General features: G+C 71.8%; 23 protein-coding genes and 1 pseudogene. 12 read left to right on the top strand and 12 right to left on the bottom strand.

Annotated features, from left to right (window positions below; all coding sequences use genetic code 11):
- Positions 1-51 precede the first annotated feature (51 nt).
- The 4 genes from AB0K51_RS02600 to coxB all read right to left on the bottom strand — a co-directional run bounded on the left by AB0K51_RS02600 (position 52) and on the right by coxB (position 4,524).
- On the bottom strand, positions 52-1,332 hold the full coding sequence (locus AB0K51_RS02600; protein ID WP_363449674.1) for an Ig-like domain-containing protein: 1,281 nt from the start codon (positions 1,330-1,332) through the stop codon (positions 52-54).
- Between the two features lie 149 nt (positions 1,333-1,481).
- The gene (locus tag AB0K51_RS02595) at positions 1,482-1,898 is read right to left on the bottom strand and encodes a cytochrome c oxidase subunit 4 (protein ID WP_363449672.1); all 417 of its coding nucleotides are present in this window, start codon (positions 1,896-1,898) and stop codon (positions 1,482-1,484) included.
- On the bottom strand, positions 1,898-3,583 hold the full coding sequence (gene ctaD / locus AB0K51_RS02590) for a cytochrome c oxidase subunit I (RefSeq protein ID WP_363449828.1): 1,686 nt from the start codon (positions 3,581-3,583) through the stop codon (positions 1,898-1,900). Before ctaD ends, AB0K51_RS02595 begins: the two co-directional genes overlap by 1 nt.
- Positions 3,584-3,669: 86 nt before the next feature.
- Positions 3,670-4,524, bottom strand: a complete 855-nt coding sequence (gene coxB, locus AB0K51_RS02585) for a cytochrome c oxidase subunit II (protein WP_363449670.1) — start codon at positions 4,522-4,524, stop codon at positions 3,670-3,672.
- 363 nt (positions 4,525-4,887) lie between these two features.
- Between coxB and AB0K51_RS02580 the strand changes: the two genes are divergently transcribed.
- Positions 4,888-6,243 carry an aminotransferase class V-fold PLP-dependent enzyme gene (locus AB0K51_RS02580; protein WP_363449668.1) on the top strand — a complete coding sequence of 452 codons (1,356 nt, stop codon included), beginning with the start codon at positions 4,888-4,890 and terminating at the stop codon, positions 6,241-6,243.
- Positions 6,244-6,310: 67 nt separating this feature from the next.
- On the opposite strand, the gene AB0K51_RS02575 is transcribed toward AB0K51_RS02580, so the two are convergent.
- A complete protein-coding gene (locus tag AB0K51_RS02575) occupies positions 6,311-7,288 on the bottom strand; it encodes a carbohydrate kinase family protein (RefSeq protein WP_363449666.1) in 978 nt (325 codons plus the stop codon).
- Positions 7,289-7,515: 227 nt separating this feature from the next.
- Here AB0K51_RS02575 and AB0K51_RS02570 point away from each other — a divergent pair, with 227 nt between their 5' ends.
- Positions 7,516-7,734 carry a hypothetical protein gene (locus AB0K51_RS02570; protein WP_363449664.1) on the top strand — a complete coding sequence of 73 codons (219 nt, stop codon included), beginning with the start codon at positions 7,516-7,518 and terminating at the stop codon, positions 7,732-7,734.
- An 89-nt stretch (positions 7,735-7,823) separates the two neighbouring features.
- Entirely contained in the window at positions 7,824-8,423 is a 600-nt protein-coding gene (locus AB0K51_RS02565; protein ID WP_363449662.1) for a hypothetical protein, read from the top strand.
- A 64-nt stretch (positions 8,424-8,487) separates the two neighbouring features.
- On the opposite strand, the gene erpA is transcribed toward AB0K51_RS02565, so the two are convergent.
- Positions 8,488-8,841 carry an iron-sulfur cluster insertion protein ErpA gene (gene erpA / locus AB0K51_RS02560; protein ID WP_033219641.1) on the bottom strand — a complete coding sequence of 118 codons (354 nt, stop codon included), beginning with the start codon at positions 8,839-8,841 and terminating at the stop codon, positions 8,488-8,490.
- Positions 8,842-9,044: 203 nt separating this feature from the next.
- On the opposite strand from erpA, the gene AB0K51_RS02555 reads away from it, so the two are divergent.
- Positions 9,045-9,926 carry a GNAT family N-acetyltransferase gene (locus AB0K51_RS02555; protein WP_363449660.1) on the top strand — a complete coding sequence of 294 codons (882 nt, stop codon included), beginning with the start codon at positions 9,045-9,047 and terminating at the stop codon, positions 9,924-9,926.
- Here AB0K51_RS02555 and AB0K51_RS02550 read toward each other — a convergent pair whose 3' ends face one another.
- The 3 genes from AB0K51_RS02550 to AB0K51_RS02540 all read right to left on the bottom strand — a co-directional run bounded on the left by AB0K51_RS02550 (position 9,927) and on the right by AB0K51_RS02540 (position 12,990).
- Positions 9,927-11,294: a pyridoxal-dependent decarboxylase gene (locus AB0K51_RS02550; protein WP_363449658.1), complete on the bottom strand. Its 1,368-nt coding sequence runs from the start codon at positions 11,292-11,294 to the stop codon at positions 9,927-9,929.
- A gap of 137 nt (positions 11,295-11,431) precedes the next feature.
- Positions 11,432-11,893: an Lrp/AsnC family transcriptional regulator gene (locus tag AB0K51_RS02545; protein ID WP_363449656.1), complete on the bottom strand. Its 462-nt coding sequence runs from the start codon at positions 11,891-11,893 to the stop codon at positions 11,432-11,434.
- A 170-nt stretch (positions 11,894-12,063) separates the two neighbouring features.
- Positions 12,064-12,990 (bottom strand): NADP-dependent oxidoreductase, encoded by a 927-nt coding sequence (locus AB0K51_RS02540; RefSeq protein ID WP_363449654.1) that lies wholly within the window; start codon positions 12,988-12,990, stop codon positions 12,064-12,066.
- A gap of 186 nt (positions 12,991-13,176) precedes the next feature.
- Here AB0K51_RS02540 and nadA point away from each other — a divergent pair, with 186 nt between their 5' ends.
- Complete coding sequence (gene nadA, locus AB0K51_RS02535; protein ID WP_363449652.1) at positions 13,177-14,358, top strand: quinolinate synthase NadA; 1,182 nt, start codon at positions 13,177-13,179, stop codon at positions 14,356-14,358.
- 77 nt (positions 14,359-14,435) lie between these two features.
- On the opposite strand, the gene AB0K51_RS02530 is transcribed toward nadA, so the two are convergent.
- A complete protein-coding gene (locus AB0K51_RS02530; protein ID WP_363449650.1) occupies positions 14,436-14,729 on the bottom strand; it encodes a hypothetical protein in 294 nt (97 codons plus the stop codon).
- Positions 14,730-14,754: 25 nt separating this feature from the next.
- Complete coding sequence (locus AB0K51_RS02525; protein ID WP_363449649.1) at positions 14,755-15,543, bottom strand: PspA/IM30 family protein; 789 nt, start codon at positions 15,541-15,543, stop codon at positions 14,755-14,757.
- Positions 15,544-15,792: 249 nt separating this feature from the next.
- Between AB0K51_RS02525 and AB0K51_RS02520 the strand changes: the two genes are divergently transcribed.
- Both AB0K51_RS02520 and AB0K51_RS02515 read left to right on the top strand, forming a co-directional pair.
- Positions 15,793-16,347, top strand: coding sequence for a DUF3043 domain-containing protein (locus tag AB0K51_RS02520; protein WP_363449648.1), 555 nt, complete (start codon positions 15,793-15,795; stop codon positions 16,345-16,347).
- 251 nt (positions 16,348-16,598) lie between these two features.
- On the top strand, positions 16,599-17,243 hold the full coding sequence (locus AB0K51_RS02515; protein ID WP_363449647.1) for a methyltransferase domain-containing protein: 645 nt from the start codon (positions 16,599-16,601) through the stop codon (positions 17,241-17,243).
- Positions 17,244-17,262: 19 nt separating this feature from the next.
- Here the strand turns inward: AB0K51_RS02515 and AB0K51_RS02510 are convergent, their stop codons facing one another.
- On the bottom strand, positions 17,263-17,463 hold the full coding sequence (locus tag AB0K51_RS02510) for a hypothetical protein (protein ID WP_363449827.1): 201 nt from the start codon (positions 17,461-17,463) through the stop codon (positions 17,263-17,265).
- A 97-nt stretch (positions 17,464-17,560) separates the two neighbouring features.
- Between AB0K51_RS02510 and cobU the strand changes: the two are divergent.
- The 5 genes and pseudogenes from cobU to lpdA all read left to right on the top strand — a co-directional run.
- Positions 17,561-18,115 (top strand): annotated as a pseudogene (gene cobU / locus AB0K51_RS02505) (bifunctional adenosylcobinamide kinase/adenosylcobinamide-phosphate guanylyltransferase); the annotation flags it as partial.
- An 11-nt stretch (positions 18,116-18,126) separates the two neighbouring features.
- Positions 18,127-19,245, top strand: coding sequence for a nicotinate-nucleotide--dimethylbenzimidazole phosphoribosyltransferase (locus tag AB0K51_RS02500; protein WP_363449645.1), 1,119 nt, complete (start codon positions 18,127-18,129; stop codon positions 19,243-19,245).
- Positions 19,246-19,259: 14 nt separating this feature from the next.
- Positions 19,260-20,042, top strand: a complete 783-nt coding sequence (locus tag AB0K51_RS02495; protein ID WP_363449643.1) for an adenosylcobinamide-GDP ribazoletransferase — start codon at positions 19,260-19,262, stop codon at positions 20,040-20,042.
- 222 nt (positions 20,043-20,264) lie between these two features.
- Positions 20,265-21,761 (top strand): leucyl aminopeptidase, encoded by a 1,497-nt coding sequence (locus AB0K51_RS02490; RefSeq protein ID WP_363449641.1) that lies wholly within the window; start codon positions 20,265-20,267, stop codon positions 21,759-21,761.
- 388 nt (positions 21,762-22,149) lie between these two features.
- On the top strand, positions 22,150-23,538 hold the full coding sequence (lpdA, locus tag AB0K51_RS02485) for a dihydrolipoyl dehydrogenase (RefSeq protein WP_363449639.1): 1,389 nt from the start codon (positions 22,150-22,152) through the stop codon (positions 23,536-23,538).
- Positions 23,539-23,571: the final 33 nt, after the last annotated feature.

The following is a 23,571-nucleotide window of genomic DNA, read 5'->3' as shown; positions in this document are numbered from 1 at the left end:
GGTCCGCCCGGGGAGCACCACGCTCCCCGGGCGGACCTGACGGTGGGCCGGCTACCGCTGCTGGGCGGCCTGCGCCGACGGACCCGGGTTCACACTCGCCGGGGCCACCGGCACCGCCGTGCTCACCGGCTTGCCTATCGCGCCGTGCTTCACCCAGTCGTCCCACGAGACGTTCCAGTCGCCGAACCCGTTGCCGAACGGCTCCATCTCGTGGCCCTGGCTGTTCACCACCTGCACCAGGTCACCGACCCGGGTGTTGTCGAAGAACCACTTCGCGTCGTCGGTGCTCATGCCGGTGCAGCCGTGGCTGACGTTCTCCTTGCCCTGCGCCCAGGTCGACCAGGGCGCCGCGTGCACGTACTCGCCGCTCCAGGTGACCCGGGTCGCCCACTTCACGTCCAGGTCGTAGGACTCGCTGCTGCCCTCCGGGATGCCTATCGTCTCGCCGCTCATCCGGACGTCCGGCTCCTGGCCGAGCACCACCTTGATGCCGTTGCGGGTGGAGAACCCGGGCTTGCCGGTGGTCACCGGGATGGTCTTCACCACCGCGCCGTTGCGTTTGTACGTCAGCTCGTGGGTCCCGGCGTCGACCAGCGCCTCCACCCGGTCGCCGGTCCGCAGCGCGAGCGACTGGGTCGCGCCGCCGTACACGCCGTCGGATATCCGGATGCCGGGCAGGTCGTAGGCGAGCTTCACGGTGGTGTTGGCGGGCCAGTAGTCCTGCGGGCGGAAGTGCAGGTTCTTGTCGTCGACCCAGTACCAGGCGCCGGTGACGGCGGGCTGCGAGGTGACGGTCAGGCCGCGCTCGATCTGCTGCCGGGCGGCCGGGTCGGAGACCGGATCGGAGAGCTCGACGGTGAGCGGCTGGCCGACGCCGTAGACGCCGCTGCCGGAGGAGTCCGGGCCGAGCTGAGCGGTGATGACGTGCTGCGGGTCGGCGGTGGTGAACGTGGTGTCCTCCTGGCCCTGCCCGCCCTTCCCGTCCGCGGCGGCGACCTTCACGGTGTACGCGGCGCCGGCCCGCAGGGGGGCGGTGGTCTTCCAGTGCTGCTTGTCGGCGGTCAGCTCGCCGGCCACCGGCTGCCCGTCCGGGCCGGTCACGGTGACCTCGCCGATGGTCGAGGTGCCGTCGGTGCTGACGGTGTACGGCTGCGCCGGGTCGGCCTTGCCGGTGCCGGCCGAGGTGTGGATCAGCGGGGCGACGTCGATCGGGTGGACCGCCGCCTTCCCCGACCTCGACCCGCTGCCGGTGGAACAGGCCGCGGCCGGGGTGATGACCAGCAGGGCGGCCAGCGCGGTGCGGGTGCTTCCAACTATCCGAGAGCCCTTCAACGGAACCTCCCAGGGGTTTGAACCTGCCTCAGAGCGTAGGAAGGGGTCACCCGGGCGGCACTCCGTGCTACCCCGCGCGGGGGAACGACGAGGGCCGGACACCCCCCGGAGGGGTGCCCGGCCCGTCGCTCGGATTGCGCGGAGCGGAACTACTGGTTCTGGTTCTCGCCGCGGTAGAACTCGAAGACCCAGCCGAAGAGGCCGACCAGGATGATCGGGATCGACCAGAACAGCAGCCACCAGCCGAAGATGACGCCCAGGAAGGCCAGCGCGCCACCGATCGCCAGGGAGAGCGGCTGCCAGCTGGTCGGGGCGAAGAAGCCCACCTCGCCGGCGTCGTCCGAGACCTCGGCCTCGGGGTTGTCACCGGCGCCGGTGTCGACCCGCTTGGCGGTGAACGCCAGGTAGAAGCCGATGAAGGCGCACAGCGCGAAGGCCAGGAACAGCGCGGTGGTGCCCGCGGCCTCCAGGCCGTGGTCCGACTTGGTGGTCCAGACGAAGTAGGTGATGGCGATCGCCAGCACGAACACGGCCAGACCGGCGAAGATCTTTCCCTGTTCCTTCATCAGGCGTCACCCTCCTTCTTGCCGTTGCCCAGCGACGGACGGTCGTACTGCGCGGGAGTCACACCTTCGAAGTGCTTCGCCGGCTCACCGTGGTTCTCCAGGTAGTCCAGCGCCGCGATCTCCGGGTGGTGCAGGTCGAACGCCGGGGACTCCGAACGGATCCGCGGCAGGGTGAGGAAGTTGTGCCGCGGCGGCGGGCAGGAGGTCGCCCACTCCAGCGAGCGGCCGTAACCCCACGGGTCGTCGACCTCGACCTTCTCGCCGTACTTGGCGGTCTTCCAGACGTTGTAGAGGAACGGCAGGATCGACAGGCCGAGCAGGAACGAGCTGATCGTCGACACGGTGTTCAGCGTGGTGAAGCCGTCCGAGGCCAGGTAGTCCGCGTAACGACGCGGCATGCCCTCGGCGCCCAGCCAGTGCTGCACCAGGAAGGTGCCGTGGAAGCCGACGAAGAGCGTCCAGAAGGTGATCTTGCCGAGGCGCTCGTCCAGCATCTTGCCGGTCATCTTCGGCCACCAGAAGTGGAAGCCGGCGAACATCGCGAAGACGACGGTGCCGAAGACCACGTAGTGGAAGTGGGCGACGACGAAGTACGAGTCCGAGACGTGGAAGTCGATCGGCGGGGAGGCGAGCAGAACACCCGTCAGACCACCGAAGAGGAAGGTGACCAGGAAGCCGATCGTCCAGAGCATCGGGGTCTCGAAGCTCAGCGAGCCCTTCCACATGGTGCCGACCCAGTTGAAGAACTTCACACCGGTCGGGACCGCGATCAGGAAGGTCATGAAGGAGAAGAACGGCAGCAGCACCTGTCCGGTGACGTACATGTGGTGCGCCCACACCGTCACCGAGAGGCCCGCGATCGCGATGGTCGCGGCGATCAGGCCGGAGTAGCCGAACATCGGCTTGCGGCTGAAGACCGGGATGATCTCCGAGACGATGCCGAAGAACGGCAGCGCGATGATGTAGACCTCGGGGTGACCGAAGAACCAGAACAGGTGCTGCCACAACATGGCACCACCGTTGGCCGGGTCGAAGACGTGCGCCCCGAACTTGCGGTCCGCCTCCAGGGCGAACAGCGCGGCGGCCAGCACCGGGAAGGCCAGCAGGACCAGCACGGCGGTCAGCAGGACGTTCCAGACGAAGATCGACATCCGGAACATCGTCATGCCGGGCGCGCGCATGCAGATGATCGTGGTGATGAAGTTGACCGCACCGAGGATGGTGCCGAAGCCGGAGAAGGCCAGACCCATGATCCACATGTCGGCGCCGATGCCCGGCGAGCGGACCGCGTCCGACAGCGGCGAGTAGGCGAACCAGCCGAAGTCGGCGGCGCCCTGCGGGGTGAGGAAGCCGGCCACCGCGATGATCGAGCCGAACAGGTAGAGCCAGTAGGCGAACATGTTCAGTCGCGGGAAGGCGACGTCGGGGGCGCCGATCTGGAGCGGCATGATCCAGTTGGCGAAGCCCGCGAACAGCGGCGTGGCGAACATCAGCAGCATGATCGTGCCATGCATGGTGAACGCCTGGTTGAACTGCTCGTTCGACAGGATCTGGGTGCCCGGCCGGGCCAGCTCGGCACGCATGACCAGGGCGAGGACGCCGCCGATCAGGAAGAAGGCGAACGAGGTCGCCAGGTACATCGTGCCGATCGTCTTGTGGTCCGTGGTGGTGAGCCACTTGATGATCGCGTTGCCCGGCTTGCGGGTCCGCTGGGTCCCCGAGGTGACTGCCCCGGCTCCCCCACCGGCCGCGGCGGGCTCGTTGAGGATGGTCACTTCTCTTCACTTCCCGTGGGAATGATGCCGGAGGGCACCGCTCCGGACTGGCCCTTGGCCCGCAGTTCCTTCAGGTGCTGCTCGTACTCGTCGTGCGTGACGACCTTCACGTTGAACAGCATTCGCGAGTGGTCGGTGCCGCACAGCTCTGCGCACTTGCCACGGAAGGTGCCGAACGACGTCGGGGTGACCTGGAACTTGTTGACCACGCCCGGGACGACGTCCTGCTTCATCAGGAAGTTGATCGGCCAGAAGTCGTGGATGACGTCCTTGGAGGTCAGCCGGAACTGCACCGACTCGTTGATCGGCAGGTACAGGGTCGGCGGCTCCGCGGGAGTTCCGACCTCGTACGCGGCGGTGGTGCTCGCCGGGTCCGGGACCTCACCGTTCTCGTAGTTGAACGCCCAACTCCACTGGAAACCCACCACGTTGATGGTGTGCTGGGGATGCGCAGTGGTCTTCGTCAGGGTGGCCTCGTCGCGCGCGACGAAGTAGAACAGCACCGAGACGATGACGAGGGGGACCGCGGTGTACAGGGCCTCGATGGGCACGTTGTACCGGGTCTGAGCGGGGATCTCCACCTTGGTGCGGCTGCGCCGGTGGAAGATCACGCTCCAGAGGATCAGACCCCACATCAATGCACCGACCACCAGGGCGGCGATCCACGAGCCCTGCCACATGTGAAGGACCAGCGGGCCTTCCTTGGTGACGGGTGTGGGCAGGCCAAGCCTGGGCAGGTCGTTGGCCGAGCAGCCGGTGGCGGTCGCGATGACGAGGCCCAGTGCCAGCGCCTGAGGCAGCTTCCGCCGCATCGTGCGCCGCGGCGAGCGGTCGGAGCCGTTGGGACTCACGTAGCGCCTTCCCGAAGTCTCGCCCGCGAACGCACCATCAGAGGGAGTCCGTTGCGGTCTTCCCCGACGGCCCGGCCACGGGCACGGTTTGAATGCTTATGCGGGCCAAACGCTACTCCATCCTTATGCGGCACTCACGGGCAGCCCCCGCTAACGCGCCGCCCGGCTACCCGATCAGCCCCCGAGGGGTGAACCGCCTCCACCGGGCGGTCGGAGAGCGGACGGAGTCGCAGGTCATGGCGGACGTCCGAGCCTCCCACAGCCGCTCGGGCGACCGCACTGCGACACGCGGGTGACGGACCGTCGGACGCCGCACCGGCCGGGAGGAATCACCCCGTAAGGGGCGTCGTCTACGGTGGCTTCGTGCCCTACTTCGACGCCGCCTCCACCACCCCGCTGCACCCCGTCGCCCGGCAGGCGATGCTCGCCGCCCTCGACGAGGGCTGGGCCGACCCGGCCCGGCTCTACCGCTCCGGCCGGCAGGCCCGGATGCTGCTCGACGCCGCCCGGGAGACCACCGCCGAGGTCCTCGGCGCCCGCGCCGACGAGATCGTCTTCACCGCATCCGGCACCCAGGCCGTCCAGTTGGGCATCCTCGGCACCCTGCGCGGCAACCGCCGCCGCGGCGCCCACCTCGTCCACTCCGCCGTCGAACACTCCAGCGTGCTGCACACCGCCGAGCACTGGACCGCCGACGGCAACACCGCCACCGCCGTCCCCGTCGACCGCCACGGCCGGGTCACCGCAGGAGAGTTCGCCGCCGCGCTGCGCCCCGACACCGCCCTCGCCGTGCTGCAGTCCGCCAACCACGAGGTCGGCACCCTCCAACCGGTCACCGAGACCGCCGCGCTCTGCGGCGAGGTGCCGCTCCTGGTCGACGCCGCCCAGAGCGCCGGCCGCCTCCCGGTCCCCGACGGCTGGTCAGTCCTCACCGCCAGCGCCCACAAGTGGGGCGGCCCCGCCGGCGTCGGCGTCCTCGCCGTCCGCAAGGGCGTCCGGTACGCCTCCCCGCTCCCCGCCGACGACCGCGAGCGCGGCCGGGTCCCCGGCTACCCCAACCTCCCCGCGATCATCGCCGCCGCCGCGTCGCTGCGCGCCGTCCGCGCCGAGGCCGACGCCGAGAACGCCAGGCTCACCGCGCTGGTGGACCTGATCCGCGAGCGCGTCCCGCGACTCGTCGCCGAGACCGAGGTGCTCGGCCACCCGGTGGAGCGGCTGCCCCACCTGGTCACCTTCTCCTGCCTCTACGTCGACGGCGAGGTCCTGCTCGGCGAACTCGACAAGGCCGGCTTCGCCGTCAACTCCGGCTCCTCCTGCACGTCCAGCACGCTGACCCCCAGTCACGTGCTGGCCGCGATGGGCGTCCTCACCGAGGGCAACGTCCGGGTCTCGCTCCCGCCCGGCACCACCCCCGCCGAGGTCGACGGCTTCCTCGCCGTCCTCCCCGACATCGTCGCCACCGTCCGCGCCCCCCTCGGCCTCGACCTCCCCGCCCCCACCGACACCCGGGTCCTCGACACCCTCGGCAAGCGCTGCCCGATCCCCGTCATCGAACTCGCCAAGCACATCAAGGACCTCCCCCCGGGCGCCCGCATCGCCGTCCTCTCCGACGACGAGGCCGCTCGCCTCGACATCCCCGCCTGGTGCGAGATGTGTGGCCACACCTACCTCGGCGAGACCCCGATCGCGAACGGCGTCTCCTACCTCGTGGAGAAGTGAAAGCGAAGCAGGGGCCCGGGGAACGGCGGGGGTCACTCGCCTCGCAGTTCCCCGAGCCCCTGAATACTCAGCGGCTGAGCTTGGTGCGGATCTCGTCCGCCGCCTCGACGCCGTAGGCGGTCTCGAAGCGGTCCAGGAAGTGGCCGCCGCGGAGCTCGTACTCCTGGGTGCCGACGGTCTCGATGACCAGGGTGGCGAGCATGCAGCCGATCTGCGCGGCGCGCTCCAGGCCGAGGTTCCAGGAGAGGCCGGCCAGGAAGCCCGCGCGGAAGCCGTCGCCGACGCCGGTGGGGTCGGCCTTGCGCTCCTCCGCGGGGCAGCCGACCACGATGTCGGGCTCGCCGCGGCGCTGGATGCGGACACCCTTCGCACCGAGCGTGGTGACCCGGGTGCCGACGCGGTCCAGGATCTCCGCCGGGGACCAGCCGGTCTTGGACTCGATCAGCGCGGCCTCGTACTCGTTGGTGAAGAGGTACGCGGCGCCGTCGACGATCTCCCGGATCTCCTCGCCCTCGAGGCGGGCGAGCTGCTGCGAGGGGTCGGCCGCGAAGGCGTAGCCGCGGGTCCGGCACTCCTGGGTGTGGCGGACCATCGCGGCCGGGTCGTCGGCCCCGATCAGCACCAGGTCCAGCCCGCCGACCCGGTCGGCGATCGGCTTGAGCTCGATGTTGCGGGCCTCGGCCATCGCCCCGGTGTAGAAGGAGGCGATCTGGTTGTGGTCCTGGTCCGTGGTGCACATGAAGCGGGCGGTGTGGCGGGTCTCGGAGATGTGCACCGAGTGGGTGTCGACGCCGTGCCGGTCGAGCCAGCTGCGGTACTCGGCGAAGTCGCCGCCGGCCGCGCCGACCAGGACCGGGCGCAGGCCCAGGAGGCCCATGCCGAAGGCGATGTTGGGGCCGACTCCACCGCGGCGGATGTCCAGGGTGTCGACCAGGAACGACAGCGACACGGTGTGCAGCTGCTCGGGCATCAACTGGTCGGAGAAGCGACCGGGGAAGGTGGCCAGGTGGTCGGTGGCGATCGAGCCGGCGACGGCGATGCGCACGGGGGTCTCCTCGGGCGGCCCGGCGGTGGCCGGAGCGGGGACAACAACTCACCTACGGTACAGCGCGGAGGGTGCGCGGCCGGTACGGACCGAACAGGTACTACCCCTGAGTAGCCCTGTCGCTCGGGCCCCGACCGTCCTAGGGTCGCAAGCGCGGGGGTCGGACGCGACCCCCGCCCAGGTCCGCGGCAGTGTGGCCGCGGCACGGCGATCGGAGTGGTGTACCGATGGTGACGAGTCACTCCCCCGGATGGATTCCGGGCAGCCCCGACGACTCCGGTGCCGAGTCGATGGCCGAGCTGCTCAGCTCCTCGCGCCGGTTGGTCCGGTTCTGGCCGACCGCCGCGCCCGGCCCGAAGGCCGCGCTGCCGAAGGTCGCGTCGAGCGTCTGGGTCCCGGTGGCGGCCCGGCGCGTGGTGGCGGGGATGTCGGAGTACGACAGTTAGACCGGAACCGGTTTCCTCCGGGGCACGTCAAATCCGCGCGGTACCGCCGGCACGGCGGAGCCGCGTGACCCTCGGGAGGAACGCAGATCATGGACGACAGGACCGCAGCCGTCTCCACCAAGGCCCCGCGCACCCGCCGGCTGGCCGCCGCGCTCGCCGGAGCGGCCCTCGCCGCCGGGCTGCTGACCGCGTGCGGCGGTTCCGGGCCGAGCGCCGCGTCGAGCGGCGCGCCCTCGGGTACCGCGGCCTCGCCGAGCGCGTCCGGGTCGCCGAGCGCGCCCGCCTCCTCGGCCCCGTCGACCCCGTCCGCGAGCCCGACCCCGCAGCCCTCGGGTTCGCCCGCGCAGCCGACCAGCCCGGGGATCGCGGTGGGTGAGCCGACGCCGACGCCGGTGAAGATCCCCGCGACCGGGTACCGGCTGGAGAGCCCGACCCGGCTGACGGTGTTCTTCTTCGCCGGGGTGTGCGACAAGTACGGGCTGAAGGTGGAGGAGGACACTCCGCCGGTGCTGAAGGTCCGGGTGGTGATCACCGAGACCGCGCCGCGCGGCCAGGCCTGCCCGCAGATCATCAAGGGCCAGCAGGTCACCGCGACGCTCAGCAAGCCGGTCACCAGCGGCGGGGTGGTCGACCTGGCCACCGGCGAGCAGCTGCCGCCGGCCACCGACGCGGTGGGCGGCCCGCGCTGAGAACGCCGCGAGGGCGGCTCCCCCACGGGGGAGCCGCCCTCGGCGTGCCGGTGGTGCGACCGGCTTAGCTGAACGAGTCGCCGCAGGCGCAGGAGCCCGTGGCGTTCGGGTTGTCGATGGTGAAGCCCTGCTTCTCGATGGTGTCGACGAAGTCGACGGTGGCGCCGCCCAGGTACGGGGCGCTCATCCGGTCGGTGACGACCTTCACACCGTTGAAGTCCTTCACGACGTCGCCGTCCAGCGAACGCTCGTCGAAGAACAGCTGGTAGCGCAGGCCCGAGCAGCCGCCGGGCTGCACGGCGACACGCAGCGACAGGTCGTCGCGGCCCTCCTGCTCCAGCAGGCCCTTGACCTTGGCCGCGGCGGCATCGGTGAGGAGAATGCCACTCTCGACGGTGGTCTCGTCCTGGACGGTCATGCTTACTCCCGGTCTGTGACGACTGTGATCCGCCAGTGCCAACCAGCGGCCTCCCGGATTCATTTCCGGTAGGTGGTGCGTTCGGGGGACGTTTTCGTCGCCCACTCCCCCACGCGTCCATGCTCGCACACCGGGCGGAGCAGGTCATCGCCCAGTTCGGCAAACCGCTACCGCCCGCTCCCGGATCGCAGCAGGATGTGACCGTGCTCATTCGCCGGCTCCAGGACACCCCCGCCGACGCCGAGGCGGTCGAGCGGATCAGCCGGGCCGCCTTCGGCGACCTGGCCGGCCGCCCGGCCGACGCGCCCGTCACCGAGGCCGACCGGCGCCGCACCGTCCGCGGCATCGCCAAGGCCCGCCACCTGGCCCGCACCGACCCCGAGGGCTGCTGGGTCGCCGAGCAGGACGGCGAACCGGTCGGCGCGGCGCTGGCGCTGCGCCGCGAGGGCCTCTGGGCGCTGTCGCTGCTGGTGGTGGCGCCCTCCGCCCAGGGCAAGGGCGTCGGACGGCTCCTGCTGGAGCGCTCGATGGAGTACGGCCGGGGCTGCCTGCGCGGGATGCTGTGCGCCTCGCCGTCCCCCGCGGCGGCCCGCCGCTACCGGCTGGCCGGGTTCACGCTGCACCCCGCGATGACGCTCACCGGTCCGGTGGACCGGGCCGGGCTGCTCGACCCGGGCGACATCCCGGTGCACGCGGGCAACGCGACCCACCGCCACCTGCTGGACTCGGTGGACCGCCGGGTGCGCGGGGCCGCCCACGGCCCCGACCACGGCTTCATGCTCGCCCACCACGAGGAACTCCTGATCGCGGACACCCTGGCCGGCACCGGCTACTGCTACCGCGACGGCGGCACCGTCCGGCTCCTCGCCGCCACCTCCAAGCGCCTCGCCGTCCGCCTCCTGCGCGAGGCCCTCGCCCGCGTCCCGGAAGGCACCGAGGCCGCCGTCGACAACCTCACCGCAGAACAGGAGTGGGCCGTCGACGTCGGCCTGGAACTGGGTCTGACGCTGCGCACCCGCGGCTACGTGGCCGTGAAGGGCATGCGCCCGCCGGCGCCGTACATTCCGGACGGCGGGTACCTCTGACTAGCGCATCGTGGCCAGGATCTCCTCGACCATCTCCATCGTGGTGCCCGGGTGCAGGAAGGCGAAGCGGGCGACCGTCTCGCCGTCCCAGCCGGTGGGGGTGACGAAACCGATCTGGTCGGCGAGGAGCTGCTGGGACCAGCGGTAGTAGTCCTCGTGGGTCCAGCCCTTGCGGCGGAAGCAGACGGCGGAGAGCTGCGGGTCGTGGAGCAGTTCGAGGTGCTCGCTGTCGCGGATCACCTGGGCGGTGTCCTGGGCGAGCTTGAGGCCGGTCTCGATGGCGTCGGTGTAGGCCTGGGTGCCGTGCACCGCGAGGGAGAACCAGAGCGGGAGGCCGCGGGCCCGGCGGGTGAGGTGGTAGGCGTAGTCGGTGGGGTTCCACTCGTCGCCCTCGGTGTGCAGGACGTCCAGGTAGGAGGCGTCCTGGGTGTGCACGGCGCGGGCGAGCTGCGGGTTGCGGTAGAGCAGCGCGGCGCAGTCGAACGGCGCGAAGAGCCACTTGTGCGGGTCGACGACGAAGGAGTCGGCGTGCTCGATGCCGTTGTAGCGCTCGCGCACCGAGGGGGCGAAGAGCCCGGCACCGCCGTACGCGCCGTCCACGTGGAACCACAGGCCGCGTTCCCGGGTGACCTCGGAGAGGCCCGCCAGGTCGTCGATGATGCCCTCGTTGGTGGTGCCGGCGGTGCCGACCACCGCGATCACGGTCTCGGGGTTCGGGTCGGCGGCGAGGGCGGCGCGCAGGGCCTGGCCGGTGAAGCGGCGGTCGACGGTGGGGACCACGAAGGCCTCGACGCCGATGATGTTGAAGGTGTTCTTGACCGAGGAGTGCACCTGGTCGGCGACGGCGATCCGCAGCCGGGCCTCGGGCCCGACGCCGAGCTTGCGGCGGGCGGTGTCGCGGGCGACGACGAGCGCGGAGAGGTTGCCCGCGGAGCCGCCGGAGACGAAGGTGCCGCCGGCGCTGGCGGGGAGGCCGGCCCGGTCCGCTATCAGGCGCAGCACCTGGTTCTCGGCGGCGATGGCGCCGGCCGCCTCCAGCCAGGAGATGCCCTGCAGGGAGGCGCAGGAGACCACCATGTCGAAGAGCAGGGCGGCCTTGGTGGGCGCGCAGGGGATGAAGGAGAGGTAGCGCGGGCTGTCGGCGGAGATCACGGCGCGGGAGAGCTCGTGGTCGTAGAGCTTGAGCACGTCGGCGGGGTTGTTGCCCTGCTCGTTCAGCAGCCCGGCCAGGGATTCGCGCAGGTGCGCGCCGTCGCCGGGGTGGTCGAGCGGGACGGGGTTGTACTGCAGGCGCTCGCGCATGTAGTCGAAGACGAGGTCGACCAGCTGGTTGTCGGGCTGGTGCATGCGGTCGGGCGCTGCGTACACGGGGTCCTCGCTGCGGTGGGGGTGAGGGTGGGGTCATGATCAGCGTAGGCAGCGGGGGCGGTGGGCCGCGCGTCGGAACACGGCCGGTTGGGGCCCCTTTCATGCGTGTTCGGGGGGTGCGGCGCAGCTTTCCTGCGTCAGATGAGCTGGGAGAGGACGACGGAGCTCCGGCTGCGCTGGACGCCGGGTTCCTTGCGGATGCGCTCGATGACGGCTTCCAGGTGGCGGGTGTCGGAGGCCCGCAGGTGGACCAGGGCGTCGGGGTCGCCGGTGACCGTCCAGGCGGCGGCGACCTCGGGGAACTGGCGCAGCGAGGCGAGGAGTTCCTCGGGCGAGGTGCGGGCGCGGCAGTAGACCTCGACGAAGGCCTCGGTGCGCCAACCGAGCAGCGCGGGGTCGAGGACGACGGTGAAGCCGCGGACCACTCCGCGCGCCCGCAGCCGGTCGATGCGGCGGCGGACGGCGGTGGCGGAGAGGTTGGCGAGCAGTCCGATCTCGGCGTACGAGGCGCGGCCGTCGCGGCTGAGGTGTTCGAGCAGCAGCCGGTCGGTGTCGTCGAGCGCCGTCCCGCCGAGGTCCGGCGGCCGGTGGGTGCTCATGCGACCCGCCTCGCTTCGCTCGGCAGGCGCTTCGCACATGCGCACCTCTCAACGATTCGCTCGCTGCGCTCGCTCATGGCAAAGGCTCCACGGGGTGGTGCGGGTGAGGGTGGCGAGTCGGAGGAGAAACGACTCTGCGGGGCCCATTGTCGCGGACGGCCGGGCTCCGTTCAGTCCACCAGCAGGACGATCTTGCCGCGGGTGCGGCCCTCGGCGTTGAGGGCCTGGGCGGAGGCGGCCTGGCTGAGCGGGAAGGTGGAGGCGACCGGGACGGTGAGCAGTCCCTCGTCGGCGAGCCGGGCGACGGCGGCGAGGTCCTCGGGGTCGGGGTGGGTCCACAGGTAGCGGCCACCGTGGGCGGTGACCCGGAAGTCGACGGCGGAGGCGATCCGGGCGGGGTCGCGCAGCAGCGGGAGCGAGGCCTCGACGGCGTCGCCGCCGACCAGGTCGAGGACGGCGTCCACCCCGTCGGGGGCGAGGTCGCGGACCCGGTCGGCGAGGCCGGGCCCGTACTCGACGGGTTCGACGCCGAGGCCGCGCAGGTAGGTGTGGTTGTGCGGGCCCGCGGTGCCGATGACGCGGGCGCCGAGGGCGGTGGCGACCTGGACGGCGACGGAGCCGACGCCGCCGGCCGCGGCGTGGATCAGCACGGTCTCGCCGCGGCGCAGCCCGAGCGCGGTGACCAGGCCCTGTTGGGCGGTGAGGCCGGCGGTGGGCAGTCCGCCGGCCTCGGCCCAGCTGAGCGCGGCGGGTTTGCGGGCCAGGGTGCGGACGGGGGCGGCGACCAGCTCGGCGTAGGTGCCGCGTTCGATGACGTCCTTGCGGACGTAGCCGATCACCTCGTCGCCGGGCGCGTACTCGGTGACGGCGCCGCCGACCGCCTGCACCACGCCGGCCAGGTCGAAGCCCATGACGAGGGGGAAGTGGACGTCGAGGATCCCGTCGAGGAGTCCTTCGCGGATCTTCCAGTCGACCGGGTTGACGCCGACCGCGCGGGTGCGGACGAGAACGGTGTCGGGGCCGATCTTGGGGTCGGGCAGTTCGGTGTACTCGACCACGTCGGGGCCGCCGTAGCGGTTGATCGCGATTGCCTTCATGGCCTCCAGCCAAGCGGATGGCACGGGGGGTTCTCGCGCCGGAAGCATCCATCCTGGTGAGCGGTTCTCGTCACATCGACAGGACGGCCATCGTCAGCCTGACGAGAACCGGTTATCATAGATAGTGTCAGATAGACGAGAAGGCTGGTCGGGAACGATCCGGCCGCATCAGGAGGGCACCCGCCCGTGACCACCACCACCGAGACATACGGCGTCGACCCCACTCCGTCGCCGCTCGCCCTGCTGCTGCTCGGCCGCGAGGCCGACCCGAACAGCGAGCGCGGCGTCGACTGCCCCGGCGACCTGCCCGCCGCCTCCGACCCCGACCTGGTCGCCCGGGCCCGCGCGGCGAAGGAGAAGCTCGGCGACCGGGTCTTCATCCTGGGCCACCACTACCAGCGCGACGAGGTCATCGAGTTCGCCGACGTCACCGGCGACTCCTTCAAGCTGGCCCGGGACGCCGCGGCCCGCCCGGAGGCCGAGTTCATCGTCTTCTGCGGCGTGCACTTCATGGCCGAGTCGGCGGACATCCTGACCTCCGAGCGCCAGCAGGTGGTCCTGCCGGACCTGGCGGCCGGCTGCTCGATGGCCGACATGGCCACCGCCGAGCAGGTCGCCGACTGCTGGGACGTGCTCGCCGAGGCGGGCGTCGCGGACGTCACCGTGCCCGTCTCGTACATGAACTCCTCCGCCGACATCAAGGCCTTCACCGGCAGGCACGGCGGCACCATCTGCACCTCCTCCAACGCCAAGCGGGCGCTGGAGTGGGCCTTCGAGCAGGGGCAGAAGGTGCTGTTCCTGCCGGACCAGCACCTGGGCCGCAACACCGCGGTGCTGGAGATGGGCATCCCGCTCGAGGAGTGCGTGCTCTACAACCCGCACAAGCCGAACGGCGGGCTGACCGCCGAGCAGCTGCGCGACGCCAAGATGATCCTGTGGCGCGGGCACTGCTCGGTGCACGGCCGGTTCAGCCTCGACTCGGTCCAGGAGGTCCGCGAGCGGATCCCCGGCGTGACAGTGCTGGTGCACCCCGAGTGCAAGCACGAGGTGGTCACCGCCGCCGACATGGTGGGCTCGACCGAGTACATCATCAAGGCGCTGGACGCCGCCGAGCCCGGCTCCAAGTGGGCCATCGGCACCGAGCTGAACCTGGTCCGCCGGCTGGCCAAGGCGCACCCGGACAAGGAGGTCGTCTTCCTCGACCGCACGGTGTGCTTCTGCTCGACCATGAACCGGATCGACCTGCCGCACCTGGTGTGGGCGCTGGAGTCGCTCGCCGAGGGCCGGGTGCCGAACGTGATCACAGTGGACGCCGAGACCGAGAAGTACGCCAAGGCCGCGCTCGACCGGATGCTGGCCCTGCCGTAACGATCCTCCACGGCGCACACGAGAGGGCGGGCACCCCACCGGGGGTGCCCGCCCTCTCGTCACGTACCGCGCCCGAACTACTCCGGGATACCGGGGATCAGGCCGTCGCCCTCGTCCCGCAGCAGCTCGCGGACCTGCTCCAGGGACGCCTCGGCGTCCGGCAGGATCAGGTCCGACGGCTCCAGCGACTCCGGGGCCAGCGGCGTGCCGACCTCCCGGATCGCCGCCAACAGGCTGCCCAGGGCAGCCTTGAAGGCCGCCTCGTCGCCCGCCTCGACGGCCTGGAGCAGCTCGTCGTCCAGCTGGTTCAGCCGGTTCAGGTCGGCCTCGGCGACCTCGAACTGCCCCTCACCCAAGACCCGCATGATCATGCTGGTGCGTCTCCCCTGCTCGGGATTACTTGTTGTAGTTGATGGTGGGCGGCGGGGTGTCCTGCTTGCCCGGCTCGATGGCCTGCGGCTGCGAGGCGGGGGTGCCGCCGGTCAGCTCGGCCTTCATCCGCGCCAGCTCCAGTTCGACGTCGCTGCCGCCGGCCACCCGCTCCAGCTCGGCCTCGATGTCGTCCTTGCGGCCCAGGCCGCTGGCGTCGTCGAGCGCGCCGGAGGCCAGCAGCTCGTCGATCGCGCCGGCCCGCGCCTGCATCTGCGCGGTCTTGTCCTCGGCCCGCTGGATCGCCAGGCCCACGTCGCCCATCTCCTCCGAGATACCGGAGAACGACTCGGCGATCCGGGTCTGCGCCTGCGCCGCGGTGTAGGTGGCCTTGATGGTCTCCTTCTTGGTGCGGAAGGCGTCCACCTTGGCCTGCAGCCGCTGGGAGGCCAGCGTCAGCTTCTCCTCCTCGGCCTGCAGGGCCTGGTACTGCGTCTCCAGGTCGGTGATCTGGGTCTGCAGGTTGGCCTTGCGGGTGAGCGCCTCGCGCGCGAGGTCCTCACGGCCGAGCGACAGCGCCTTGCGGCCCTGGTCCTCGTACTTCGAGGACTGCTGCTGGAGCTGGGTGAGCTGCAGCTCCAGGCGCTTGCGGGAGGTGGCCACGTCGGCGACGCCCCTGCGCACCTTCTGCAGCAGTTCCAGCTGCTTCTGGTAGGAGTAGTCGAGCGTTTCGCGCGGGTCCTCCGCCCGGTCCAAGGCCTTGTTCGCCTTGGAGCGGAAGATCAGCCCCATCCGCTTCATGATTCCGTCGCTCATGGGCCTCGATAGCCCCCTTCTCGGGCCTTGGGTTTGCGTCTCGTGACAGGTCGAGTGTATGCGCGGCGGCCTCGCCGCCGCAGTCCACCAGCCTGCAACAATGCTGCTACAGCAAGGGGCCGTCAGGCATCGTCCTGGCGATCGATATCGGTTTGGGTCCAAGGGCCTGACGGAAAGCGGCCGGTCAACCCGTACGCTGGGAGTGTGTTCCGACGCCGCTCTGATGAATCCGCCGCCTCCACCGTCACGTTGACGAAGGAGGACGAGAAGTCCACCACCCGCGACCCGCAGGCCCCCAAGGGTCGGCCCACGCCCAAGCGCAGTGAGGCCGAGGCCAACCGGAAGACCCGGGTCACCGTCCCCAAGGACCGCAAGGAGGCCTCCAAGCAGGCCCGCGACCGGATGCGGACCGAACGGGAGAAGCAGCGCACCGCGCTTCTCAACGGCGACGAGTCCGCCCTGCCGCCGCGCGACAAGGGCAAGGTCCGCCGCTACGTGCGCGACTTCATCGACTCGCGCTGGGCCGCCGCCGAGTTCTTCCTGCCGTACGCCGTCGTGGTCCTGGTGCTCAGCATCACCAAGATCGGCTACCTGCAGCTGCTCTCGACCTACCTGTTCATGGTCTTCTTCATCGTCGTGATCCTGGACTTCGTCCGGATCGGCCTGTCGCTGCGCAAGGGCCTGGCGGCGAAGTTCCCGAACGAGGACACCCGCGGCGCCCTGATGTACGGCCTGATGCGCACCCTGCAGATGCGCCGGCTGCGGCTGCCCAAGCCGATGGTCAAGCGGGGCGAGCGACCCTGACCGCAGAGGCCGTTCCGCCGTACTGGGCCCCGCCCGCGCAGCAGCCGGGCGGGGCCTTCGGCACGCCGGGGATCCCCGCCCAGTACGGCCAGCCGCACGGGCGGCACGGACGGCTGCCGGGCCGGGTCGAGCGCTACCACAGCGGGGCCGGCGAGTGGCTGGAGCGGCAGGGCGGCCTGCACAACCTGGTCCGGCAGGAACTGGTCACCCGGCAGCTCGCCGAACAGCTCACCGGCCGGACCGCGCTGCGGGTGCTGGACGTCGGCTGCGGCCAGGGCACCCAGGCGCTGCAGCTGGCCCGGGCCGGGCACTTCGTCACCGGCATCGACCCCGATCCGGCCACCCTCGGCGCCGCGCAGGCCGCGCTGGCGGCCGAGCACCCCGGGGTGCGCGAGCGGGTCCAGCTGCTCACCGGCGACGGCCACCAGGTCGGCCGCTGGTTCGGACCCCGCAGCTTCGACCTGGTGCTCTGCCACGGCGTGCTGATGTACGTGCCCGACCCGGACCCGATGCTCGCCTCGGTGGCCCGCATCCTGGCGCCCGGCGGGCTGCTCTCGCTGCTGGTGCGCAACGGCGACGCGCTGGCCATGCGGGCCGGCCTCACCGGCGACTGGCGGGCCTGCCAGGAGGGCTTCGACTCCACCCGCTACACCAACCGCCTCGGCCTGCCCGCCCGCGCCGACCGGCTTGCCGAACTCTCCACCACCCTGGCCGAGTTCGCCGTCCCGGTGCAGCACTGGTACGGGGTGCGGGTGTTCACCGACGCGATGCCGGACGACGCCGCGCCGGTCGACGGGCGACAGCTCGCCCAGCTGCTCGACGCCGAGGAGCGGGCCGGCCGGCAGGACCCCTACCGGCAGGTCGCCGCCCTGCTGCACGTCGTCGCCGGGAAGTGACCGGCCGGCCGACGGACCGTCAGGCCTCGTGCAGGCTCATCGGGTAGATGTCCCGGCCGTCCTCGACCAGCACCACCCGGTCCACCCCGTCGTCCAGCAGCGACTTCCACTCCTCGCCGATCCAGGACTCGGCGTCGCCCTGGCTGGAGAACTCCTCGACGCCGCCGGCCGGGGACACCACGGTGCCGTCGTTCTTCTCGTACCGCCAGGTCCACACCATGCCGGGCTCCTCCGTGAGTCGTGCCACTGGGTCGTGACGGTAGCGTGCCCACCCGGCGAGCGGGCAATGCGCCGTCCGGCAGGATGATCGCATGGCACTCCCCCGCACCCTGCTCCTCGGCGGCGCCCGCTCCGGCAAGTCCACCCACGCCGAGCGGCTGCTCGCCGACCACGTCGACGTGCTCTACGTGGCCACCTCCGGCACCCGCGACGGCGACGCCGACTGGGCGCAGCGCGTCGACCTGCACCGGGCCCGGCGGCCGGCGAGCTGGCGGACCGCGGAGACCTGCGAGCTGGAGGCCGTGCTGGCCGACACCGCCGACCCGGCGCCGGTGCTGATCGACTGCCTGGCGCTGTGGCTGACCGCGGTGATGGACGAGCACGACGCCTGGGACGACGCGGTGTGGAGCGGCGGCGGGCAGGCGGCCGTGGAGGCGCGCTGCGCCGCCCTGGCCGCGGCCTGGGCGGCGACCGGCCGCACGGCGGTCGCGGTCAGCAACGAGGTGGGGATGGGCGTGGTCCCGGCCACCGCCGCCGGACGGCGCTTCCGGGACACCCTCGGACGGCTCAACATGGCGATCGCCGACGCCTCCGAGCAGGTGCTGCTGGTGGTCGCCGGACAGGTGCTCACCATCAAAGCGGCGGCCGTGTAGATTGCCGAGCGATGGACACCACCGTGGATCTCGACACTTTCTCCTCGCTCGTCGAACGACCGGACGAGAGTGCCCGGCGCGGCGCCGAGGAACGCTGGCAGCAGTTGGCGATGCCGCGCGGCGGCCTGGGCCGGCTGCAGGAGCTGGGTGCCTGGCTGGCGTCCGCGCAGGGTGAGGTGCCGACGCGTCCGCTCGCCACCGCCCGCGTCCTGCTCTTCGCCGCCGACCACGGCGTCGCCTCCCTCGGGGTCTCCACCCTCGACCCCCGCGGCGGCACCGCCGACCGGGTCCGCGCCGTCCTCGACGGCACCGCCCCGGTCGCCGCGCTGGCCCGCCGCTACGGGGCGGACGTCCGGGTGGTCGACGTCGCCGTCGACGCCGACCCGGCCGAGTTCCCCGAGGAGGTCGTCCGGCACCGGATCCGCCGCGGCTCCGGCCGGATCGACGTGGAGAACGCGGTGACCCAGGACGAGGCGGCCCGGGCCTTCCTGGCCGGCATGGCGGTCGCCGACGAGGAGGCCGACGCGGGCACCGACGTGATCCTGCTCGGCGACCTCGGGGTCGGCTCCACCACGGCCGCCGCGGTCCTGATCGGCGCGCTCTGCGGCACCGACGCCGCCGCGGTCACCGGTCGCGGCTCCGGCATCGACGACCGGGTGTGGATGGTCAAGTGCGCCACCATCCGCGACTCGCTGCGCCGCGCCCGCCCCGTCCTCGGCGACCAGCTCGCGCTGCTCGCCGCCGTCGGCGGTGCGGACTTCGCGGCGATCACCGGCTTCCTGCTGCAGGCCGCGGTCCGCAAGCTGCCGGTGGTGCTGGACGGCGTGGTCTCGGCCGCCTGTGCGCTGGTCGCCCAGCGGATCGCCTTCCGCGCCCCCGAGTGGTGGCGCGCCGCCGCCCTCACCGGCGAGCCGGCCCAGGCCAAGGCCTACGACCGGCTGACCCTGACGCCCCTTCAGGACCTCGACGTCACCATGGGCGAGGGCGTCGCCGCGGCGTTGGCGCTGCCGCTCCTGCAGGCCGCCTCCGACTCGCTCGCCGAGCCGGTTGCCGTCCCCAGCGCCAAGCCGCTGCCGCCGCGGGCGCCGGCCAAGCTGCCGACGGCCGCGGAGCTGCTGGGCAAGTACTGAGCTGCGGGGCACCGGTGGGTGACGAGCGGTCAGCGGTCGGCTCCTCGCCCTCCGGCCTCGCGGACGGGCTGCGCTTCGCGTTCGGGACGCTGACGGTGTTCCGGGTGCGGGTCCGCCGGTGGGACCGGCGGGCCGGCGGGGTGGCGATGGTGGTCGCCCCGGTGGTCGGGCTGGCGCTGGGGGCCCTCGCCGGAGCCGTGGGCGCGGGGGTCGCCTGGCGCGGGGGCGCGCTGCTCGGGGCGGTGGCCGTGGTCGGGGTACTGGCCGCGGCGACCCGCGGGCTGCACCTGGACGGCATCGCGGACGTCGCCGACGGGCTGGGCAGCGGGAAGCCGGCCGAGGACGCGCTCAGGATCATGAAGCAGTCCGACATCGGGCCGTTCGGCGTGCTGACGCTGGTACTGGTGCTGCTGGGTCAGGTCGCAGCGCTGGCCGGGCAGTTCGCGGTGTCGCCGCTGCGCGGGGCGCTGGCCGCCCTGGTGGCCGCGGTCGCCGGGCGGACGGCCCTGGCCTGGGGCTGCCTGCGCTCGGTGCCGGCCGCCCGCCCCGGCGGGCTGGGGGCGATGGTGGCGGCGACGGTGCACCCGGCCGTGGCGGTGGCGGTGACGCTGGTGCTCACGGCCGCGGCGGGCGCGGTGCGGTGGCAGTACGGGCTCGCGCTGCTCGCCGGGACGGCGGTCGCGGTCGCCTTGCTGCGGCGCTGCGTGCGACGGTTCGGCGGGGTCACCGGGGACGTGCTCGGCGCGCTGGTGGAGACCTCGGCGACCACGGCGCTGCTGGTCGTCGCGCTGGGCTGAGCCCCCGTCAACCTCCGCCCCGTACACGAACTCACGCACCGTCACGGACGGCGGCGGTTCGTGCACGGGGGAGGCGGGGCGGCGCGATCCCAACATGCGGACTACCATGCGGTGAGCACCCTGGCCCTGCGCCCCGTTTCGCCGCGGAGTCTGCCTGGGTTTGCCGGTCGGCAACGGAGCCGTCACCGGTTGTGGACCGCGAAAGAACAGGACGCATTTGTCGTGACTGCACTGTCTGTGAGCACCTCCTCCGCCGTGAGCCTGCGTGCGGATGCCCTGGTGATCGGCGTGGCGAAGGGCCCCAAGGGCCTGGTCGTGGCGTCCGGTGCCGAGGCGGTCGTCGAGGCGTTCGAGGGCAAGCTGGCCGAGGTCCTCACCACCCTGGGCGCCACCGGCGCCGAGGGTGAGGCGGTCAAGCTGCCCGCGCCGGCCGGCGTGAAGGCCCCGCTGGTGCTGGCCGTGGGCCTGGGCGAGGCGGCCGACGGCGCGTTCGGCGCCGAGGAGCTGCGCAAGGCGGCCGGTGTCGCCGCGCGCACCCTGGCCGGTTCGAAGAAGGTCGCGCTGGCGCTGCCGGCCGAGTCGGCGGACGACGTCGAGGCGGTCGCGCTGGGCGGCCTGCTCGGCGCGTACTCCTTCGGCAGCTACAAGGCCGAGGTGAGCAAGGCCCCGGTCGGCGAGCTGATCGTGGTCTCCGGCCGCAAGGGCTCGAAGGACGCCAAGGCCGCGGTCGAGCGCGCCTCGGTGCTCGGCGAGGAGATGAACCGCGCCCGCGACCTGATCAACACCGCGCCGAACGACCTGAACCCGAAGTCCTTCGCGGCGATCGCCCAGGCCACCGGCAAGGAGCTCGGCCTGAAGGTCGAGGTGCTGGACGAGAAGGCGCTCGCCAAGGGCGGCTTCGGCGGCATCCTCGGCGTCGGCGTCGGCTCGGCCAACCCGCCGCGGCTGGTGAAGGTGGCGTACACCCACCCGAAGGCGAAGGCCTCGCTGGCGTTCGTCGGCAAGGGCATCACCTACGACTCGGGCGGCATCTCGCTGAAGCCGGCCGGCCACAACGAGACCATGAAGTGCGACATGTCCGGCGCCGCCGCGGTGTTCGCCGCCGTGGTCGCCGCCGCCCGCCTGGGCCTGCAGGTCAACGTGACCGCGTGGCTGGCGCTGGCGGAGAACATGCCGTCGGGCTCGGCGACCCGCCCGGGCGACGTGCTGCGGATGTACGGCGGCAAGACCGTCGAGGTGCTGAACACCGACGCCGAGGGCCGCCTGGTGCTGGCCGACGCGATCGTCAAGGCCGGCGAGGAGCAGCCGGACGTGATCGTGGACGTGGCGACGCTGACCGGCGCGATGGTGCTGGCGCTCGGCACCCGCACCTTCGGCGTGATGGCCAACGACGACGCGCTGCGCACCCGGCTGCACGAGACCGCGACCGCGGTGGGCGAGCAGTCCTGGCCGATGCCGCTGCCTGCGGACCTGCGCAAGGGCATGGTCGAGTCGACCGTCGCGGACCTGGCGAACATGGGCGAGCGGATGGGCGGCGGCCTGGTGGCCGGCCTGTTCCTGAAGGAGTTCGTGGCCGAGGGCACCGCCTGGGCGCACCTGGACATCGCCGGCCCGGCGTTCAACGAGGGCGGCCCGTTCGGCTACACCCCGAAGGGCGGCACCGCCAGCGCGGTGCGCACCCTGGTCCGCTTCGCGGAGGACACCGCCGCGGCGAAGTAGTCGGCGGAGACCGTCCGTGGGGCCCGGCACCGTGGGTGCCGGGCCCCACGCGCATTACCAGCCGGTAGCCCCCGTCGACAATCCGCAGGCGTGTTCGCCCGGGGCGAAACTATGTTCCACCATGCGGAACCCGGCCGGTGAAGACCCCCGGACGGACCACCTCCGTTTGCCGATTTCGCGGCTGTGAGCTGCGACGATACCCCCGAGAACGGGGCATAGCGCCGCCGCCGGGGTCGCGCGGCCGCGGTCTCCGGGCAGCCCCCGACGCCAGCCGCCGCCAACAAGTGCAAAGATGTATTTCCGGCACGACTGGGCGCCCTTACAAGGGCACTCACCCACCGGACCGCGACCGGCCCGGCGATCCGCACTTTTGCATGGAGGACGTGACGTGGCGAACGACGCCAGCACCGTTTTCGACGTAGTCATTCTCGGAGGCGGAAGCGGCGGTTACGCCGCGGCGCTCCGGGGCGCTCAGCTGGGGCTGAGCGTCGCGCTGATCGAGAAGGGCGAGCTGGGCGGCACCTGCCTGCACCGCGGCTGCATCCCGACCAAGGCGCTGCTGCACGCCGCCGAGGTCGCGGACGAGACCCGCGAAGCCGCCGAGTTCGGTGTCCTCGCCACCTTCCAGGGCATCGACATCAACGGCGTCCACAAGTACAAGGACGACGTCGTCGCCGGCCTGTACAAGGGCCTGCAGGGCCTGGTCGCCTCCCGCAAGGTCACCTTCATCCAGGGCGAGGGCCGGCTCTCCTCGCAGACCTCGGTGGACGTGAACGGCCAGCGCGTCGAGGGCCGCCACATCGTCCTCGCCACCGGCTCCGTCCCGCGCTCCATCCCGGGCCTGGACATCGACGGCAACCGGATCATCTCCTCCGACCACGCGCTGAAGCTCGACTACATCCCGAAGTCGGCGATCATCCTCGGCGGCGGCGTCATCGGCTGCGAGTTCGCCTCGGTCTGGAAGTCGTTCGGCGTCGACGTCACCATCGTCGAGGGCCTGCCGCACCTGGTGCCGCTGGAGGACGAGAACTCCTCCAAGCTGCTGGAGCGCGCGTTCCGCAAGCGCGGCATCAAGTTCGAGCTGAAGTCCCGCTTCTCCGGCGTGGAGTACACCGCCGAGGGCGTGCGGGTCTCCACCGAGAACGGCAAGTCCATCGAGGCCGACGTCCTGCTGGTCGCCATCGGCCGCGGCCCGGTCTCGGCCGGCCTGGGCTACGAGGAGCAGGGCGTCGCGATGGACCGCGGCTACGTCCTGGTCGACGAGTACCTGCGCACCAACGTGCCGACCATCTCCGCCGTCGGCGACCTGGTCCCGACCCTGCAGCTGGCCCACGTCGGCTTCGCCGAGGGCATCCTGGTGGCCGAGCGGATCGCCGGTCTGAAGGTCGTCCCGATCGACTACGACGGCATCCCGCGCGTGACCTACTCCAACCCGGAGGTCGCGTCCGTCGGCCTGACCGAGGCCAAGGCCGTCGAGCAGTACGGCAAGGAGAAGGTCGTCACCCTCAAGTACAACCTGGCCGGCAACGGCAAGAGCAAGATCCTGAAGACCGCCGGCGAGATCAAGCTCGTCCAGGTCAAGGACGGCGCCGTCGTGGGTGTCCACATGGTCGGCGCCCGGATGGGCGAGCAGGTCGGCGAGGCCCAGCTGATCTACAACTGGGAGGCCCTGCCCGCCGAGGTCGCCCAGCTCATCCACGCGCACCCGAGCCAGTCCGAGGCGCTGGGCGAGGCCCACCTCGCGCTGGCCGGCAAGCCGCTGCACGCGCACGACTGATCGCGCCCCCGTCCCCGTTCATTCCTGTACGCA

The sequence above is a fragment of the Kitasatospora sp. NPDC049285 genome, assembly GCF_040678815.1.
GTDB lineage: Bacteria > Actinomycetota > Actinomycetes > Streptomycetales > Streptomycetaceae > Kitasatospora.
This window is presented reverse-complemented; position numbering and strand designations above follow the sequence as displayed.